The sequence below is a fragment of the Alcanivorax sp. VBW004 genome, from assembly GCF_009718865.1.
Taxonomy (GTDB): domain Bacteria; phylum Pseudomonadota; class Gammaproteobacteria; order Pseudomonadales; family Alcanivoracaceae; genus Alcanivorax.
In genome coordinates this window covers 3,603,991-3,620,894 of record NZ_WNHC01000001.1, presented here as the reverse complement: position 1 = coordinate 3,620,894, position 16,904 = coordinate 3,603,991, and the positions used below count along the sequence as shown (strand labels likewise).

At 59.0% G+C, this 16,904-nt stretch carries 12 protein-coding genes; 8 read left to right on the top strand and 4 right to left on the bottom strand.

The genetic code is table 11. The features are described 5' to 3' along the window. Window positions 1–31: 31 nt before the first annotated feature. Window positions 32–490 carry a cytochrome c5 family protein gene (locus F1529_RS16500; RefSeq protein WP_007149004.1) on the top strand — a complete coding sequence of 153 codons (459 nt, stop codon included), beginning with the start codon at window positions 32–34 and terminating at the stop codon, window positions 488–490. A 35-nt stretch (window positions 491–525) separates the two neighbouring features. Beyond that, window positions 526–858 (top strand): cytochrome c5 family protein, encoded by a 333-nt coding sequence (locus F1529_RS16495; RefSeq protein WP_007150859.1) that lies wholly within the window; start codon window positions 526–528, stop codon window positions 856–858. A gap of 162 nt (window positions 859–1,020) precedes the next feature. On the opposite strand, the gene rep is transcribed toward F1529_RS16495, so the two are convergent. Beyond that, window positions 1,021–3,042 (bottom strand): DNA helicase Rep, encoded by a 2,022-nt coding sequence (gene rep / locus F1529_RS16490; RefSeq protein ID WP_155136542.1) that lies wholly within the window; start codon window positions 3,040–3,042, stop codon window positions 1,021–1,023. Between the two features lie 73 nt (window positions 3,043–3,115). Between rep and rsuA the strand changes: the two genes are divergently transcribed. Further along, window positions 3,116–3,847, top strand: a complete 732-nt coding sequence (gene rsuA, locus F1529_RS16485) for a 16S rRNA pseudouridine(516) synthase RsuA (RefSeq protein WP_155136539.1) — start codon at window positions 3,116–3,118, stop codon at window positions 3,845–3,847. A 52-nt stretch (window positions 3,848–3,899) separates the two neighbouring features. On the opposite strand, the gene F1529_RS16480 is transcribed toward rsuA, so the two are convergent. Further along, entirely contained in the window at window positions 3,900–4,838 is a 939-nt protein-coding gene (locus F1529_RS16480) for an IS110 family transposase (protein WP_370457064.1), read from the bottom strand. A 523-nt stretch (window positions 4,839–5,361) separates the two neighbouring features. Next, window positions 5,362–6,426: an acyl-CoA desaturase gene (locus F1529_RS16475; RefSeq protein ID WP_039926485.1), complete on the bottom strand. Its 1,065-nt coding sequence runs from the start codon at window positions 6,424–6,426 to the stop codon at window positions 5,362–5,364. Between the two features lie 147 nt (window positions 6,427–6,573). Between F1529_RS16475 and F1529_RS16470 the strand changes: the two genes are divergently transcribed. The 4 genes from F1529_RS16470 to F1529_RS16455 all read left to right on the top strand — a co-directional run bounded on the left by F1529_RS16470 (window position 6,574) and on the right by F1529_RS16455 (window position 10,411). After that, the gene (locus F1529_RS16470; protein ID WP_155136536.1) at window positions 6,574–7,602 is read left to right on the top strand and encodes an AraC family transcriptional regulator; all 1,029 of its coding nucleotides are present in this window, start codon (window positions 6,574–6,576) and stop codon (window positions 7,600–7,602) included. A gap of 269 nt (window positions 7,603–7,871) precedes the next feature. Beyond that, window positions 7,872–8,360: an NUDIX hydrolase gene (locus F1529_RS16465; RefSeq protein WP_039926484.1), complete on the top strand. Its 489-nt coding sequence runs from the start codon at window positions 7,872–7,874 to the stop codon at window positions 8,358–8,360. Window positions 8,361–8,433: 73 nt separating this feature from the next. Then, the gene (locus tag F1529_RS16460; protein ID WP_155136533.1) at window positions 8,434–9,189 is read left to right on the top strand and encodes an SDR family NAD(P)-dependent oxidoreductase; all 756 of its coding nucleotides are present in this window, start codon (window positions 8,434–8,436) and stop codon (window positions 9,187–9,189) included. Between the two features lie 22 nt (window positions 9,190–9,211). Further along, on the top strand, window positions 9,212–10,411 hold the full coding sequence (locus tag F1529_RS16455; protein ID WP_155136530.1) for an acyl-CoA dehydrogenase family protein: 1,200 nt from the start codon (window positions 9,212–9,214) through the stop codon (window positions 10,409–10,411). A gap of 306 nt (window positions 10,412–10,717) precedes the next feature. Here F1529_RS16455 and F1529_RS16450 read toward each other — a convergent pair whose 3' ends face one another. Continuing rightward, the gene (locus F1529_RS16450) at window positions 10,718–11,677 is read right to left on the bottom strand and encodes a helix-turn-helix transcriptional regulator (protein ID WP_155136527.1); all 960 of its coding nucleotides are present in this window, start codon (window positions 11,675–11,677) and stop codon (window positions 10,718–10,720) included. 148 nt (window positions 11,678–11,825) lie between these two features. Here F1529_RS16450 and F1529_RS16445 point away from each other — a divergent pair, with 148 nt between their 5' ends. Next, on the top strand, window positions 11,826–16,898 hold the full coding sequence (locus F1529_RS16445) for an autotransporter domain-containing protein (protein ID WP_155136524.1): 5,073 nt from the start codon (window positions 11,826–11,828) through the stop codon (window positions 16,896–16,898). Window positions 16,899–16,904 lie beyond the last annotated feature (6 nt).

Below are 16,904 nucleotides of genomic sequence, written 5' to 3'. Positions count from 1 at the left end.
ACAGAGAATTAGAGGTGTAATTGTGAAAAAGATGCTGACTGCCAGCCTGGTCCTGGTCGCTACCCTGTTTGCCGCCGGTAGCGTGGCTGCCAAGAGCACCAAGGAAATCTCCCCTTACCCGCTGGGCGAGCGCTCTGTATTTAGTGATCGCGCCATCGAAGAGCGTATCAAGCCGGTGGGCTCTGTGTGTGTGGAAGGCGACGAATGTGGCAGCGCTGCCGCTCCGGCCGAAGAAGTGGCCAGTGGCCCCCGTTCCGGTGAGCAGGTGTACAACGCCTCCTGTGCCGCCTGTCATGGCACTGGCGCTGCCGGCGCCCCGAAAGTGGGTGATGCGGCCTCCTGGGCACCGCATGTCGCCAAAGGCGAAGCCACCATGCTGAAGAACGCCATCAATGGCATCAATGCCATGCCCCCGAAAGGCATGTGCATGGATTGCTCTGATGACGAAATCAAAGACGCTATCGAATACATGGTCAGCAAGAGCCAATAACCTTGTTGAGGCTCCGCTGGTCCTTACCCGGAATCATGCTGTCAGCGCTGGTGCTGGCAGCCTGCTCTGACGACAGCGCCCCGGACACGACGGCTACCGACAAGGCAGCGGCGCGTGACGGGGCGCAGTTGTATAAGCAGTACTGTGTGACCTGTCACGGCTCCGGTGCGCTGGGCGCTCCCGGTGTCGGCAAGGAGCATCGCCTTTACTGGTCGCACGAGGTCGAAGAAGAAGGTTTCGATACCCTGGTGCAGGAAGCGATCAATGGCATCAACTCGATGCCGCCTCGCGGTGGCTGCTTCGATTGCAGTGACGACGAAATTCGCAGCACGGTGATTTACATGCTGCAAAAAAGTGGGGCGAAATAAGAGGCGCAGCACGCCACACGCTTCACGCAACAACGCGGGAACGCTCTACAGGCTCCCAAAGCAACGAGGCCGCGCTCCCGTTTGGGGCGCGGCCTCTTTGCGTTACAAGAGAGAAGAATTATTTCGCGTTGTTGCGTGAAGCGTGTGGCATGTTGCGTTGCTTTAATCCAGCAACGCCCGGAGATTGGCAATGCTGGCCTCGGCCACCTCTGCTTCTTTTGCTTCATCCTTCTGAATGCCGATGCCCAGGTAGTCGATATCGTCCTGGGGCATTTCGTCCACGAAGCGGCTGGCGGTGGTGTCGATTCGCTCGCCGTATTGTTTGCGCGTCAACGCCTGTGTCATGGCCAGGGTTTCCCGGGCGCGGGTGATGCCTACGTACATGAGGCGGCGTTCTTCGACGATGTTGTCTTCTTCGATGCTGGTGCGGTGGGGCAGGAACTCTTCTTCCACACCCATCATGTAGACGTGGGGAAATTCCAGGCCTTTGGAGGCGTGCAGCGTCATTAACTGCACCCGGTCGGAATCGTCTTCTTCCTGTTGTTGTTCGAGCATGTCCAGCAGCACCAGTTTCTTGATCACCGATTCCAGATCGCTGGCGCCTTCTTCCTCGTCTTCCTGTTTTTCCAGCATACGCTCGATGCTGCGCACCAGTTGCCAGATATTTTCGATATTCTTTTCACCGATGCGCGGGCTGGAGGCGTTCTGCATCAGCCAGCCTTCGTAATCCATATCGGTGATCAGTTCCTGCACTGCCTGCAAGCTGTTCTGGCCGAAGCAGAACTGGCGTTTGGCATCCAGCCAGGCCTTGAACTTTTGCAGCTTTTCGGCGGCTTTGGGATTCATCACTTCACTGAGCGCAAAGTCATCGCACACGTGGTACAGACCCTGCCCGCGCTTGAGTGCCCAGGTGGCCAGTTTTTCCAGGGTGGCCGGGCCGATTTCCCGGCGGGGAGTGTTGATGATACGCAGGAAAGCGTTGTCGTCGTCCGGGTTCACTAACAAGCGCAGGTAACACATCAGATCCTTGATCTCGCTGCGCGAGAAAAAACTTTTGCCACCGGAGACCTTGTAGGGAATCGACAGGCTTTGCAGTTTCATTTCCAGAATCCGTGACTGGAAATTACCGCGGTACAACACGGCGAAATCTTTCCACTGCAATCCTTTTTGCAGGCGGCGATGGAAGATATCGCTGGCGATCCATTCGGTTTCCGCTTCTTCGTCGCGCAGCGCGGAGAAACGAATCGGTTCGCCGTAACCGTAATCGGACCACAGGCTCTTTTCGAACTCGTGGGGGTTGTTGGCGATGACGGTGTTGGCGGCTTTGAGAATGCGGCCGGTGGAGCGATAGTTTTGCTCCAGTTTGACCACCTTGAGAGTGGGCCAATCTTCCTGCAGCTGCGCCAGGTTTTCCGGGCGGGCGCCGCGCCAGGCATAGATGGACTGGTCGTCATCGCCTACCACGGTGAATTTGCCCTCGGGCAGGGTGAGCATTTTCACCATTTCGTACTGGGCGCCGTTGGTATCCTGGTATTCATCCACCAGCAGGTACTGAATGCGGTTGCGCCATTTTTCCAGAATACGCGGCTGTTCGCGGAACATGCGCGCCGGCATCAGGATCAGGTCGTCGAAATCCACCGCATTACACACTCGCAGCATGCGATCGTAACCGCCATAGGCCATGGCTGCGCGCAGGTCGTCGTCGGTTTCAGCGGTGCTTACCGCTTCCTCGGGCAGCACCAGCGCGTTCTTCCAGTCGGAGATGCGTTTGTGGATCACGTCGACCGCGTCTAGGTCCCGTTCCGATTCGCCCTGGCGCAGGATCTCCTTGAGGATTTCCTTGCTGTCGGCACCGTCCAGAATCGAGAAGCCGTTGCGCAGGCCGCAGGCTTTCAATTCCGATTTGAGGATGCGCAGGCCCAGGTTGTGGAAGGTGGAGACAATCAGCCCCCGGGTCAGGTCGCGGCTGACCAGCTGCTGCACCCGCTCCTTCATTTCCCGGGAAGCCTTGTTGGTGAAGGTCACCGCCGCGATATGGCGGGCCGGAATACCCCGTTCCTGGATCAGCCAGGCGATCTTGCGGGTGATCACGCTGGTTTTGCCGGAGCCCGCACCGGCCAGTACCAGCAGGGGGCCGTCGGCGTAATTCACGGCTTCCTGCTGGCGGGGGTTGAGTTTGCTCATGGGGCTCCGGTAACGCTGGGGGTGAAATCGGGTCGCCATGATACCAGTGATGAGTCTGCACTCCAGACACCTTATGTCGGTTATCATGGTGGTTTCTCTGGAAACGGTTTTGCCCATGCGTCTGGACTATTTTCTCGCCCACAGTGCTGGCCTCACCCGCAAGGAGGCGAAAAAGCTGATCAGCGGCGGGGCGGTAACGGTAGCTGATGAAGCAAAACCCAAAGCCAACCTGCAGTTGCGCCCGGATCAGGTGGTGATGTTGCATGGTGAAGTCGTGCAGCTTCCCGGCCATCGTTATCTGATGCTGCACAAGCCCGTTGATGTGGTCTGCTCCACGGACGATCCGGAGCACCGCACAGTATTGGATCTGTTGCCGGCTGTGTTACGCGCCCAGGTGCACCCTGCCGGCCGGCTGGACCGGGATACCACCGGGCTGGTACTGCTTACCTCCGACGGGCAGTGGTCCCATCGCCTGACGTCCCCGAACCATGCCTGTGGCAAGTGCTATCGGGTGACCTGTGCGGATCCGGTCAGTGACGAGGATTTACAGGCCCTGGCGGATGGCATCCTGCTGCGCGGCGAGGACAGCCCGACCTTGCCGGCCCTGGCTGAGCGAGTGAATACTCACACCTTGCGGCTGACCATCACGGAGGGGCGCTACCATCAGGTCAAACGGATGCTGGCTGCCCGTGGCAACAAGGTGGTGGGCCTGCACCGGGAGCAGATCGGCGACATCGTACTGGATGCGGATCTGGCGCCAGGGGAGTTCCGGGCGCTGACAGAGGAAGAGGTCGCGGGCATCTAAGAGGCTTTCTGCAACGCCGCTGTAGGAGATTCTATGTTGTCCACCCCTGTCTTCATGAGGCAGGGGTCGGCTGATAGTCAGTGCCATTTTTCATAAGCGCGAAGGCGATACGAACCAGTTTGCGCGCAAGGATGACCAGCGCTTGGGTGGTTGCCAGCCCACGGTCCAGATAAGCCTGATAGACCCCTGCCCAACGCTTGCTCCGGCGAGCGGCCATGGCCGCGCAGTAAAGCAGCCTGCGAGCTTCTGAATCACCTTTCTTGGTCAGTTTTCGCTTGCCGGTCTTGGTGCCTGAGTCTTTCACGTGAACGTCCATTCCCGGGAAGGCCACGAACGCATCACTGTTCCTGAAGTCGCCTCGCAGGAAGGCCATGACAAGGGCATAGGCTGTCAGATCGCCCACGCCCTCCAGGGCTTTGCAACGCTTCACCTGATCACAGAGTCCTGCCTCTCTGGCCGCGTCGCGAAGGTACTTCTGGATCTGTGCATCGAGCGTGTTGATCTGAGAGATCAGCCTCTTTAAGCCGGCTTTGAGTAGCGGCTCTGCACCCAGGCTTTGCTGGATAATGGTCCGCGCCTTGACCAGTGCCGCACGGCGGCGCAGCAGGGTCTGCAGCGTCCGATACGCCTTGGGTGGCGGGCTCCAGCGGCGCAACGCCTCTTTTTCATGTTGCAGATGGCGGGCAAGTAGCTGTGCGTCAGAGGCGTCCGTTTTGGCGCGCCCTCCTGTGCCCTTGCGGTAATGGTGGAGGCGAGAACCATCAATCACGTAGATGTGATGGCCTTTACGGTGGGCCAGCTCGATAACATCCATGTGATAAGTGCCAGTGGCCTCGATGGCTATCTCGCAGTGGGCAGGCAGACCCTTGAGCCAAGCCCGAATGGCTTTAGGCGTGTTCTCAATGGAATAGATCTGGCCCTGGAAATAGATGACCAACTCAGCCTTGGCCACGTCGATACCGATAATGGAGGGTTCTACTTGCATTGCCACTGAACAGCCCCTTGCGCTAGGTTACACATGCTTGTCGGGGCGCACCTGAACGCTGGCTTGCTAGGTATCGTCGGTCTGAGGTGCCACTCAGCCGATGGATTCTTTATCGGCGTATGAATAGGTGCGAGGTGGGGCCAAATCTCCTACCGTCTGTACCTTAGGTCAGATGCCCCTTTGGTCCCTCCACCCCGGCAAGTCCTGCATGGTTGCAGGAGGGACATTCAAACATACAAGTTCCCTTCCAGGGGGCGAATCCGAGCCTGGGCGAGGAAACGGGCTATGCTGATGCTGCTGATCATTCTGACGACGCAGGCGCAGGACTCTCCTGATTGCCCCGCAGGCGATTTCCACGCTGACGCGTGATTCGTCCCTCAAGCGGAACTCCTACAGCGGCTTCGCTTTAGCCGTGTGAGTCGTGTTTTTACGCTGATGATCGCGCCACGAGTGACGTTATTCGCTTCGCTCACCCTTCGGGCCGCCCTGCGGGCGTTGCTTCGTTGCGCTACGCTCCTGCGGCGCCCGCTTAGTTCAACTGCCCCTGCAATTCCATCACATCCACCGTTCTTTCCGGGTTTAGCGGATCGATCAGCGTGTTCGCGTCTTTGTACACCCGCGGCGTCTGGTACAGCATCGCCACCGCTTTCACATGGCTGGGCGCCACGTAGCGTTCCGGCATTTCCTGTTCCAGCCAGGCGCGCACTTTCGGGGCCTGATCCGAACCCATTTTCGGGAACAGGTGATGCTCCACGTGGTGGCTGAAGTGAAAGTGCAGTGGGTCGATCCAGCGCCAGGCGCGCACGCTCATGGAATTGTCCACCGGGTGATTGTTGTCCATCTGCGGGCGCAGCATGTGGTTGGTGAGGATATAACCCTGGCCGATGAAGTTGATCATCATCATCGGAATCAACACGGTGAAGATGGCCAGCGGGCCGGACACGATGGCCAGCGTGATCCAGGCGGCCATGCACAGGTAGGACTGGCGGATGGCCTTTTTACGGTCGAAGCCCTTGAACTCTTCACGCTTGCGGGTCTGCAGGCGCAGTACCAGCTGGGCATGAAACATGAAGGAATAAAACAGGAACAGGTAGCTGTACCAGGTGCCGCCACCGGGGGCCAGCTTGGTGAAGTTGGCCGTCTTCGGGTGTTTCTCGTAGCGGTGCATGGTGCCGAAAGAGTCCGGGTCCTTGTCGCCCAGGTTGGTATGGGCATGGTGAGCCACATTGTGCCAGCGGCGCCAGAACTCCGGTGGCACCAGCGCCGGGCCGAAGCCGATCCAGCCCAGCGTGTTCTGCATGCGCTTGCTCATGCCCAGGGCGCCGTGCAGGACCTCGTGAGCCAACAGGGCCTGGCACGCCAGGGTGTGGCCGGCGAGCAGGGACAACAGCAGGTTGCCCCACCAGGGCAGGTTCAGCACCAGAATGGCGGCGATGCTGCCGATGATGACGATATTGAGGGGAATGAACCACAGCGCTCGCAGGGGGCGGGCCTTGAAGGCGCCGGGGCCCAGATCCTTCTTCACGGCATCGCGAATAGCGCGGGCATCATCGGCGCCGAACTGGCGGCTGTAAGCGGGTGAATCCGTCGTCATGGGGCTGTCCTTGGATTGTGCTGGCTGAATGCAGCCGGGAAATTCCGAGGCAGGCATTGTCGGAGAGAGGGGGCCAACGGCGAAGTGCAGGGCTGGACACTTTTCGGTCATTTCCGGACAGGTCAAAAAATAGCGTATGATGGACCCATGAACCGTGACCGCTTTATCCAGCTTGATCCGGGCACTGGCCGTTCGCCGGTGCCGGTGAACTACGTCCGCAATCTGGTCGAATTGATCAGTGATGTGGGCGTGGATACCCGGCGTTTGCTGCGCCAGGTGGGGCTAACGGAAGAAGAAGTTTATAACCCGGAGCCGGCGTTGCGTTTCGAGCAGTTCCGCCGGGTGATGGTTGGGGCCCGGGATATGACCGGTAATCCGGCACTGGGCCTGGCCCTGGGGCAGCAATTGACGCTGACCGCCCACGGCCTGCTGGGGTATGCGGCGATCAGCAGCGCCGACCTCGGCGATGCCCTGCGTTTGCTGGAGCGTTATTTCCGCACCCGTACCCGGCTGTGTGTACCGCGTATTGAGCCGACCACGGAAGGGGTGCGTTTCTGCCTGCTGGAAAGTGTGCCACTGGGTGATATTCGCGAAACCTACCTGGAAGTGGTGGTCGCCGCAGTGGTGGGTGGCATCCGCTACTTGCTGGGCGAGCGTTTCCGTGGCGCCGTACTGGAGCTGCCCTACGCGCCGCCGGCGCACGCGGAGCGCTACCGCGAGCTGCTGCAAATGCCGGTTGAGTTTGGGGCGGAGGTGGCCGCCTTGCGATTGCCGTATTCCTTGCTCAGTGAACCTTTCACCTTGTCCGACCCGGCATCCCGGCACATGGCGGCGCAGAAATGTGAAGAAGAGCTGCAGCGTCTGGAAGCGGATCAGGACTGGGCAAGCCGGGTCCGTGCGCGCCTGATGCAGGCAGAAGGTATGCTGCCCAGCCTGGAGCAGCTGGCCGGCAACTTTCATGTGACCTCGCGGACCCTGCGTCGCTATCTCAATGCGTTGGGCGTGAGTTATCGCTCCTTGCTGGAAGAAGTGCGCATGACCAAGGCCATGGCTTATTTGCAGGCCAATATCACCGTGCAGCAGGTGGCAATCAAGCTGGGCTACGCGGATCCCAGCAATTTCGCCCGCGCTTTTCGTAAATGGACCGGCCACCCGCCCAGTCATTTCCAGCCGTAATCCCAACCCATGCTCCTTTGTGTTGTAGGCGTTCCTTTCCAGGGGACGAACTGAGCGCTGCGAAGCAGTGGCCGCCGTTGTGCTGCTCGCCTTACAGGAAAAGGATCACCCGGTGAACAGAGGATTGGCTTTCGCCAATATCGCGCTAAGCGCGGTTCGTCCCCTGGAAGGGAACTCCTACAGCTGCGCCCTCGTCCCTCGCTCCATCTGGCAATCCCTTCCCCATAACGCTAGTGTTCCTCGTCTGTTTCAGCAAAAACAACACCCCTATGAGTAACCACGAACCCGTCCTGCTGGTCTCCCGGCATAATCACCCTCGCGGTAGTTGCCAGCGCGGGCGTATGCAGCGCCAGCGCCTGATTCATCGTGCCTCCTACGTGGTGGTACAGGATCTGGCTGGGCGCGTCTGTGTGCAAAAGCGGGCAGCGGACAAGCATTTCTACCCCGGTGGCTGGGATCTGGCGGCGGGCGGGGTGATGCGCCCGGATGAGTCCGTGGCTCAGGGATTGAGCCGGGAGCTGCACGAAGAGCTGGGGTTGCAGCGTCAGTTTTCCCGCTGGCAATGGTTCTGGTTCGCCAACCCCCATCACCAGGTCTGGGGTGCATTGTCATCGACGGTGGCCTGTCCGGATTCTGTTTCCCTCAGTGACGAAGTGGTCGCGGTGCAATGGTTGCCCGTTCGCCAAGCACTGGCCTTGCCCGGTACCACTCCGGATACCCGTCACGCCCTGTCCTTGCTGTTGTCATCGTCTTTCTGAGCGTTTTCGTCCTTGTGGCTGCCGGGCCGGATGGTTAGTTTCATTTCCTCATGCAAAGAAGGATGAGGAAGTTATGTCCCAGCGATTCAGTGTGGCCGGTAAGCGAATTCTGATTACCGGCGCGTCCAGTGGTTTCGGTGCGCATTTTGCGATGGCACTGGCTGAAGAAGGTGCGGATCTGGTGCTGGCCGCCCGCCGTGTGGAAAAACTGGAAGACACTGCCAGAGCCGTTCGTGATCTGGGCCGCGACGCCACGGTCGTGCCCATGGATGTGAGCGATCACGCCAGCGTCGAGGCCGCCTTTGCCGACATGCCGGCCCTGGATGTGGTGGTGAATAATGCCGGTGTGTCCCACGAAGGCCCCACCGAAAATATTGCCGAAGACGAATGGGACCGAGTGGTCGATACCAACCTGAAAGGGGTCTGGGCCGTTTCCAAGTTTGCCATCCAGCAATGGAAGCGCGATGAGCGCCCCGGCAGCCTGATCAACATCGCCTCCATTCTTGGCTTGCGAGTGGGAGGACGTGTGGCCCCTTACACCGCGTCCAAGGCAGCTGTTGTGCAGTTGACCAAATCTCTGGCTTTGGACTGCGCTCGCCACAATATTCGCTGCAATGCCATTTGCCCGGGTTATGTGGAAACCGATATCAATCGGGATTTTTTCAGCAGCCCGCTGGCTGAAAAAATGCTCAAACGCATTCCTTATCGTCGGCTGGGTGATATCGACGAGCTGGTTGGCCCGCTGTTGTTGTTGGCTTCCGACGCATCCTCCTACATGAGTGGAGCCATTATCGCCGTGGACGGCGGGCACCTCTGCAATACCCTCTAACTGAATTCACCGAGGACAGATCATGGATTTTTCCCTGAGCCCGGAAATTGAAAGCCTGCGGCAGAAAGTCGCCGCTTTCGTTGAAGCGGAAATCATGCCGCTGGAAAATAACAAAGCCAATTACGATGACCATGAAAATTTCAAGGAAAGCGTGGTTGATGCGCTGAGAGAAAAAGCCAAAGCCGCTGGGCTGTGGGGGTTTCAGTTACCGAAAGAACGTGGTGGCCTGGACGTGGGCGTGGCCGGCATGGCGGTGTTATATGAAGAGGCTGCACGTAGCCCGTTCGGGCCGGTGGTATTCAACTGTGCGCCGCCGGATGACGGCACCATGATTTTGCTCAACAAGATTCTCAACGACGAACAGAAAGAGCGCTGGCTGCAACCCATGATCGACGGCAAGGTGCGCTCGGCCTTTGCCATGACCGAGCCCGATGGCGGTTGCGGATCCGATCCGTCCCTGACCTACACCTCGGCTACCCGTGAAGGTGACAACTGGATCATCAAGGGTCGCAAGTGGTTTATTACCGGGGCTGAAGGGGCGCAGACGTTTATCCTGATTGCCAAGACCAGCGATGATCCGCGCAAGGGCCTCACCGCCTTCCTGTTCGATGCCGATCAGCCCGGCTGGGAAGTGGTACGCCGCATTCCCATCATGGGCCCGGAAGAGCACGGTGGTCACTGTGAACTCAAGTTCGATGGACTGGTGATTCCCGACGAGAATCGTCTGCTGGAAGTGGGCGATGGTCTCAAGGTAACCCAGATCCGTCTTGGTACCGCACGCCTGACGCATTGCATGCGTTGGCTGGGCCTGGCCAAGCGTTGCATGGAAGAAGCGGCGGGTTATGTGGAAAATCGCATGAGTTTTGGCACCACCTTGGCCGAGCATGAAGGCGTGCAGTGGATGCTGGGAGATGTGGCAAAAGAAATTGAAGTGGGACGTCTGTTAACCATGCAGGCGGCCTGGATGCTGGATCAGGGCGACTTTGCCAAGAAAGAAATTTCCATGGCCAAGATCCATGTGGCGGATACCCTGCACAAGGCGGCCGATACCGCCATCCAGCTGTGCGGTGCCCGGGGCTACTCCAAGGACACCCTGCTGGAGTGGATCTACCGCTACGCCCGCCAGGCCCGTCTGGTGGATGGCGCTAGCGAAGTGCACAAGATGGTATTGTCGCGTATTTATTTGAAAGAGAAGCGCGATTTCTTTAAGTGGGGAGTGTAAGGCTGCTCCGCAGCAGCAACACGTGAGATGCAACACGCTTCACGCAACAGGCACCACGCTATAAGCCCCGCTTCGGCGGGGCTTTTTTGTGCCAGAAGGGTGGGTGTCGCTCCATGGGTATAAAGCGATTTTTGTAGGCGTTCCGCTTGAGGGACGAACCGTGCGAAGCACGAAATCGGCCGAGGACGATCAGAGGCATCCGGGTTCGTTAGGTATGCACCGAAAACATCCTTCGCTCGCCTCGCTGTGCCCGGTTCGCGTCTCAAGCGACGCTCCTACAGGGAGCCAGATTTTTTCTGGGTGGTGTTACCCGTTGGTTGCCCGACGTAATGTTCGCGCCGGGGTTTCGCCGAACCGCGCACGGTAGGCGCGGGAGAAGTTGCTGACATGGCGGTAGCCGGTTTTTTCGCTCACTTCCTTCACGGACAGTTCGCCTTTTTCCAGCCAGCGATTAGCGGCAGCCATTCGTTCATTGCGGACGTACTCGGCACAACTGAGGTGAAACTTCTGCCGGAAAAGTTGATCCAGTCGATTTTCCGTCATGCCAGCCTGATTGGCCAGGCGGGCAATGGAAAGGTCGCCGCCCAAGTGGTTTTCAATGTGTAAAGTGATATCCGTCAATGCCTGCTTTTCCCAGACAATAATGCGATCTTCATTAAAGTCATCATCACAGAACAGCTCGATAATTTCTGCCAGAAACAGATTGGCAATGCCTTCCAGTTTCAGCTTGCGGGCGCTGCCGCGGGCGTTGTGATCAAACAGGTTTCCGCCCAGCTGTCGCAAGCGGCTGCTGGGGGAAAACGACTGGCCGATCTGGATGTCGCCAAATTTTTTATCGCGAAAAAGTGATAATTTTTCCGGAAGCTTACCATCAAAGCGTTCCAGCAAGGGGGCAAGCGTTGACGCTACGCCCACATGGCGAATCAGTTGCCCCTTGAATAACCGAAAGCGACTGCCCGAAGGATCCACGCGCATCAGCAAGGCAGAGTCGCTTGTCAGGCTGAAGGTATTGCCATTGGGGTGGCTCAATTCCGAACGGCCCTGCAGGTGCATGGCGGAGCCGATCCAGGGTTCACTGAAACTGTTCTGCACCTGCACATGGCAGTCATCCAGGGCTTCGTATTCCATGCGATAGAGCACCATGCCACTGGCAAACTCCAGTCGTTCCATGCGCCCGCGAATGCCGGGCAGATCAATGGCCTGGCCACCATTCATATGGGCTACTACCAGGCGAGATGGTGTCTCGTTGTTGTCGTGATTATCCATAATGAAAATGGCCTGAGATCATCAAAAAGAATGAGCGCCCCGGAAAAATGATAAAACCCCGGAAAATGACATAAGTGAGAAGTGGTTCTCACTCAAGCCTCTCTCTACCCTACAGCGCAGAAACAAATAAATCATGTCGGGGTGTGTCATGTCCTTGTTCCATCGGCGCCGTATTGGGGGGCGTTACTACGATCGCGCAGAATGGTTGGCTGCATTTGGTGTCGCGTTGGCCTTTCTGTTGTTGTTGCCGGCGCCGGTTCATGCCGCCCTGGACGGTGCCGATGGCAGCGGCCATGACGGTGTAACCGGCGGTCGCGGTGAGGATGGCGGTGACGGTGGGGCGTTTGATAATGGGGGCAACGGTGGCGATGGTGCCAGTCTGGTGTACGCGGACGCCCCTGCCTATGAAGCGTCGACCACAACCGGTATTGACGCGGACAAAACTGATCTGACTGCCGTGGCTGGCATCAATAATGGTGACCAGATCCGCGTCACTGTGGATGGTGTTGCGACCACTGTCACCATTCATACTGGCGACAAATTGATTGATTTGGCAGCGACCATTGAGCAGATCATAAGCCCGTTCGAGATGAGCGCCAGTGTGACTGACAGCGGGTCGGGTGGTGACCAGCTGATCATCGAGGGCGCGCAGAATTTCCTGGATCTGCAGATTATCAATATCACGGGCACGCCGATTTCGGCCACGGGGATTAATTTCGTGAACCTGCCGGGCACCTTGGGGGATGCGTCACGCCCCTTCAGTCATGGTGGTGATGGGGGGGATGGCGGCGCAGGCTCTATGCTGGCTCCGGGAGATTATTACTTCACGTTTTCTACCTCGGGTGGCGATGGCGGTGCGGGTGGCTCTTCCGATTACTTCTACGGTAATGGCGGTGCGGGAGGCAATGGTGGTCCGGGACTGCTTATCACCTCTCCGGGGGACCGCTTCACCCTGTCTAGCGGTGCGGAGTTCCACGGTGGCAATGGTGGCAATGGCGGCGCGGGCGGTGCAGAGGGCATTGGTGGCGATGGCGGAGACGGCGGCGCAGGCATTCAGGCCGATGCAGGTGCTGCAATCACCATTAGTGCCGGTGCGCTAGTGGCAGGCGGCGACGGTGGCCTGGGCGGTGCCGGTGGCACTCCGGGCACTGATGGTATCGGCGGCTACGGTATCAGCGGGTCCGATCTGGAGGTGACCCTGGCCGGCACGGTGAACCCCGGCGGCAACCAGACCACCGCCATTCACTTTGCCAGTGGCGATAACCGCCTGACCCTGGAAAGCGGCTACAGCCTGGGGGGCAATGTGGTGGCCAATGGCAGCAATGATGTGCTGGCGTTGGGTGGCGATGTTGACGGTAGCTTTTTTACGAGCGCTGTGGGAAGCACCTTTCAGGGTTTTGAAGGTTTTGAGAAAACCGGTGCCAGCACCTGGACGTTGACGGGCGCAAGCGCGCAGGACTGGTGGGTGCGGGAAGGAACACTGAGTGGTGAGCTGAGCACTCTTGGCGGGGATATCCGCAACGATGCCCATGTGCGAGTGATGGATACCCTGGGAGTATCAGATTACTTCGGCCAGATCAGTGGCAGTGGCGATGTGTCCTGGCAGGGAGGGCCGATCTTCGTCCGCAACCCGCAGACTTACACCGGGCTGACTCAGATCCAGAATGGCATGGTGAACGTGTTTTCGGCCAATACCATTGCCGGTGACATCCTTCTGGATGCTGGCTCAGCATTAACCTACTTCTACAACAGTACGGGCCGGTATGACGGCAGGATTTCGGGAGGCGGAGAGGTCCGCCTGCTCGACAGCCGCATCATCTGGACGGCGGATCATGACTTTACGGGGACGACCTATATCTCTGGAAGCACTGACAAGTTGTTTCAGCTGACACTGGGAAACGGGGGTAATACCGGATCTATCATTGGGGACGTGGTCTTCAATGGTTCAGCAGCCAGTAACCTCATTATCAACCGGGGTAACGACTATTACTATGATGGCGTGATCTCCGGCAACGGTAATCTCTTTAAATTCGGTGACGGCAATTACTATCTATCGGCAGACCATGCCATTAACGGCGAGGGTCGTGTCTATGAAGGCGGGATGTTCGTAAACGGTGCCATGAACGGCCTGGCGATGTTTGTTCGTAACGGCGGCCTGCTGGGCGGTAGTGGTTCGCTGGGCAACACTGTCGTTCAGTCCGGCGGCACTTTGGCGCCGGGGGATGGCCTGGGCGCATTGACCATCAATGGCAACCTGACCCTGGAGCAGGGCAGCCTGCTGGATTTCCAGTTCGGTGCGCCCAGTGGTGATTTTGTGACGCCGGGCTCCAGCGACAGTGTGACGGTGAATGGCGATCTGGCCATCAATGGCTCGACGCTGACGATCAACGATACCGGCAGCTTCGGCCCGGGCTTGTATCGCCTGTTCGATTACACCGGCACCCTTTCCGAAAGCAACGGTGGCCTGCAACTGGCCAACCCGGATCCTGCCTACGATCTGCAATACCTGGCCGGCGACAAGCAGATCAACTTGATTAATACCACCGGCACCACGCTGAATTTCTGGAATGCCAATGGCCTGGCCAGCGGCACCACCCAGGGCGGTGGTAATGGCACCTGGACGGCGACGAATCACGTCTGGACCGATGCCACCGGCTCCATCACCGGCCCCATGATTCCCAACCCCGGCTTTGCCATCTTCGCCGGCGATGCCGGTACGGTAACGGTGTCGGATGCGGATGGCGCGGTGGAAGCGCAAGGCATCCAGTTCGCCAGCGATGGCTATGTGCTCAGCGGTGATGCCCTGAACCTGACCGGCACGGAAGGGGAAATCCGCGTGGGCGATGGTAGCGCTGCCAGCAGCGGTTATGTGGCGACGATTGAGAATGACATCACCGCGACGAATGGATTGGTTAAAACCGGTGAGGGGACGCTGGTGCTGGCGGGCGTTTTGCCTCAGGCGCAGGACTGGTGGGTGCGGGAAGGCACGCTGCAGGGAAACCTCTATAAGCTGGGTGGCAATATTCTTAACGACGCTCATGTGTTGATTGACGATTACTCTGGTTCTCCTACTTATAAGGGGACAATCAGCGGTAGCGGCAGCGTTACCTGGGATTTAGGCGGCCCTACGAATTTGATCAACAAGCAAACCTACACCGGGCTGACCCATGTTCTGAATGGTGAACTTTATGGGGCGGCGGACACTTTTGCCGGGGACATCTTGATTGAAGCCGGGGGGCAAATCGTTGCCACTGGAGGGGTGGCGCCGGTTCAATATGACGGGACAATTTCGGGAGATGGGATTTATGACATATCCGGTGCGAATGTGGTCTGGACGGGGGACCATACTGGTTTTACTGGGTTAACGTTACTTAATAATGGCGCGCACCTTACGCTGGGCACGGGGGGCAACACAGGCTCCATCGTGGGGGATGTGCTGTTTTCTGACACTTCCAGCACCCTGGAAATCAACCGCGCCAACGACTACCTCTACGACGGCGTGATCTCCGGCACCGGCAACCTGATCAAGAACGGCGCCGGCAATTATATTCTCTCTGCCGATCATTCCATGACCGGCAATGCCACGGTGAATGCCGGTGGCATGTTGGTAAACGGTGCCATGAATGGCGTGGCCTTTACCGTGAACAACGGCGGCCTGCTGGGCGGCAGTGGTTCGCTGGGCGATACCACGGTGCAATCCGGTGGCACCCTGGCGGCGGGGAACTCCATTGGCGCCCTGACCATCAACGGCGACTTGACCTTCAACAGCGGCAGCCTGTTGGAACTGGAAGTGGATCCGACCAGCACCAGCAGTGATCTGATCACCGTCACCGGCCAGGCCAACCTGGCGGGTTCCGTACTGCATGTGGGCAACGATGGTGACTATCAGCCGTTCAGTACTTATACCTTCCTCAGCGCGGCCGGTGGCATCAACGGCCAGTTCGATGATGTGTCCTCCAACTATGCCTTCCTTGATCCGGTGTTGAGCTACGGCAGCAATACCGCATCGCTGGCATTGCTGCGCAATGACCTGTCGTTTTCCAGCGCGGCACTGACTGAAAACCAGCGAGCGGTGGCCAGCAACGTGGATGGCATGGCCATGACCCACAGCCTCTATCGGCAGGTGTTACAGATGAGCAAGACGCAGGCCGCCGATGCCTTCCAGGCGTTTAGTGGTGACAGCCTGCTGGCAGGTCTGACGGCCGGGCAGCAGCTGCAACAGCGGTTTGCCACCGGCATGCGCCAGCGCGGTCGCAACGCGGGCGGCCAGTCCGGTGGGGGAATGGATGCCCGTTTGTCACAGCAATTGCAGGCACTGGCCGCGCCGTCCGATCCTTATGCGCAGGCAGCCGCGGCCAGCCCGGTGGCTCAGGCCGCGGGCGGCGGTGCGGGGGGCAAGCGCAACGGTGTCTGGGTGCAGGCCCAGTCTTCCCGGTTTGAAGAAGACAGCCAGGGTGATATCGGCAATGCGGCCTATGCCTTCCGGGGGGACCAGTTGGCATTGGGCGTCGACCATCAGTGGGATCACTGGCTGTTGGGGGTTGCGGCAGGCAGTGCGGATGGCGCGCTGGATTACGACAATCGTCAGGCCGATGGCGACGTGTCCTCGTGGTTCGCGGGCCTGTATGGCCGCTGGAGCAGTGCGGGGCCCTGGTTCCTGCGCGGTGACCTGAGTTACGGCAGCAGCGATGTATCCCAGCAGCGCATTGTCATGGGGGCACCGGCGGAATCTGACAGCAGCGTGGACGCCCTGCGGGTGGCGCTGGAATCCGGTTGGGACCTGGCCTGGGGAGAAAACGGCCTGCATCCCTATGCGATGGTTTCCATGGTCCGTATCGAACGGGATGGTTTTAGCGAAACCGGCGGCGGTATTGCCGGCCTGACGGTGGACGACAGTGAGCTGAACAGCGGCGAAGCCTGGCTGGGGGCGGACCTGTCCCGCGCCTTCGTGGTGGGCGGCGACTGGTTGGTGGCAGAAGGCGGGCTGGCAGTGGTGCAACCCTTTGGCGATACCCAGGCAGAGCAGACCGCTCGCTTTGCCGGTGCTCAGCAGGGCTTCACTGTGTACGGCGCGGACCAGAACGACACCCAGCTGGCGGCGAATGCCGGGGCGGAATGGTTCATGACCGATGATTTTTCTCTGTGGCTGGGATACCGCGGGCGCTTTGGTGGGGATACCGAAAGCCACGGTGGGCTGCTCAGTGCCAACCTGACCTGGTAAGGAATT

Excerpts from the sequence above, each read along its gene's own strand:
- F1529_RS16500 (WP_007149004.1), top strand. The coding sequence starts at position 32 with ATGCTGACTGCCAGCCTGGTCCTGGTCGCTACCCTGTTTGCCGCCGGT.
- F1529_RS16495 (WP_007150859.1), top strand. The coding sequence starts at position 526 with ATGCTGTCAGCGCTGGTGCTGGCAGCCTGCTCTGACGACAGCGCCCCG.
- rep (WP_155136542.1), bottom strand. The coding sequence starts at position 3,042 with ATGAGCAAACTCAACCCCCGCCAGCAGGAAGCCGTGAATTACGCCGAC.
- rsuA (WP_155136539.1), top strand. The coding sequence starts at position 3,116 with ATGTCGGTTATCATGGTGGTTTCTCTGGAAACGGTTTTGCCCATGCGT.
- F1529_RS16475 (WP_039926485.1), bottom strand. The coding sequence starts at position 6,426 with ATGACGACGGATTCACCCGCTTACAGCCGCCAGTTCGGCGCCGATGAT.
- F1529_RS16470 (WP_155136536.1), top strand. The coding sequence starts at position 6,574 with ATGAACCGTGACCGCTTTATCCAGCTTGATCCGGGCACTGGCCGTTCG.
- F1529_RS16465 (WP_039926484.1), top strand. The coding sequence starts at position 7,872 with ATGAGTAACCACGAACCCGTCCTGCTGGTCTCCCGGCATAATCACCCT.
- F1529_RS16460 (WP_155136533.1), top strand. The coding sequence starts at position 8,434 with ATGTCCCAGCGATTCAGTGTGGCCGGTAAGCGAATTCTGATTACCGGC.
- F1529_RS16455 (WP_155136530.1), top strand. The coding sequence starts at position 9,212 with ATGGATTTTTCCCTGAGCCCGGAAATTGAAAGCCTGCGGCAGAAAGTC.
- F1529_RS16450 (WP_155136527.1), bottom strand. The coding sequence starts at position 11,677 with ATGGATAATCACGACAACAACGAGACACCATCTCGCCTGGTAGTAGCC.
- F1529_RS16445 (WP_155136524.1), top strand. The coding sequence starts at position 11,826 with ATGTCCTTGTTCCATCGGCGCCGTATTGGGGGGCGTTACTACGATCGC.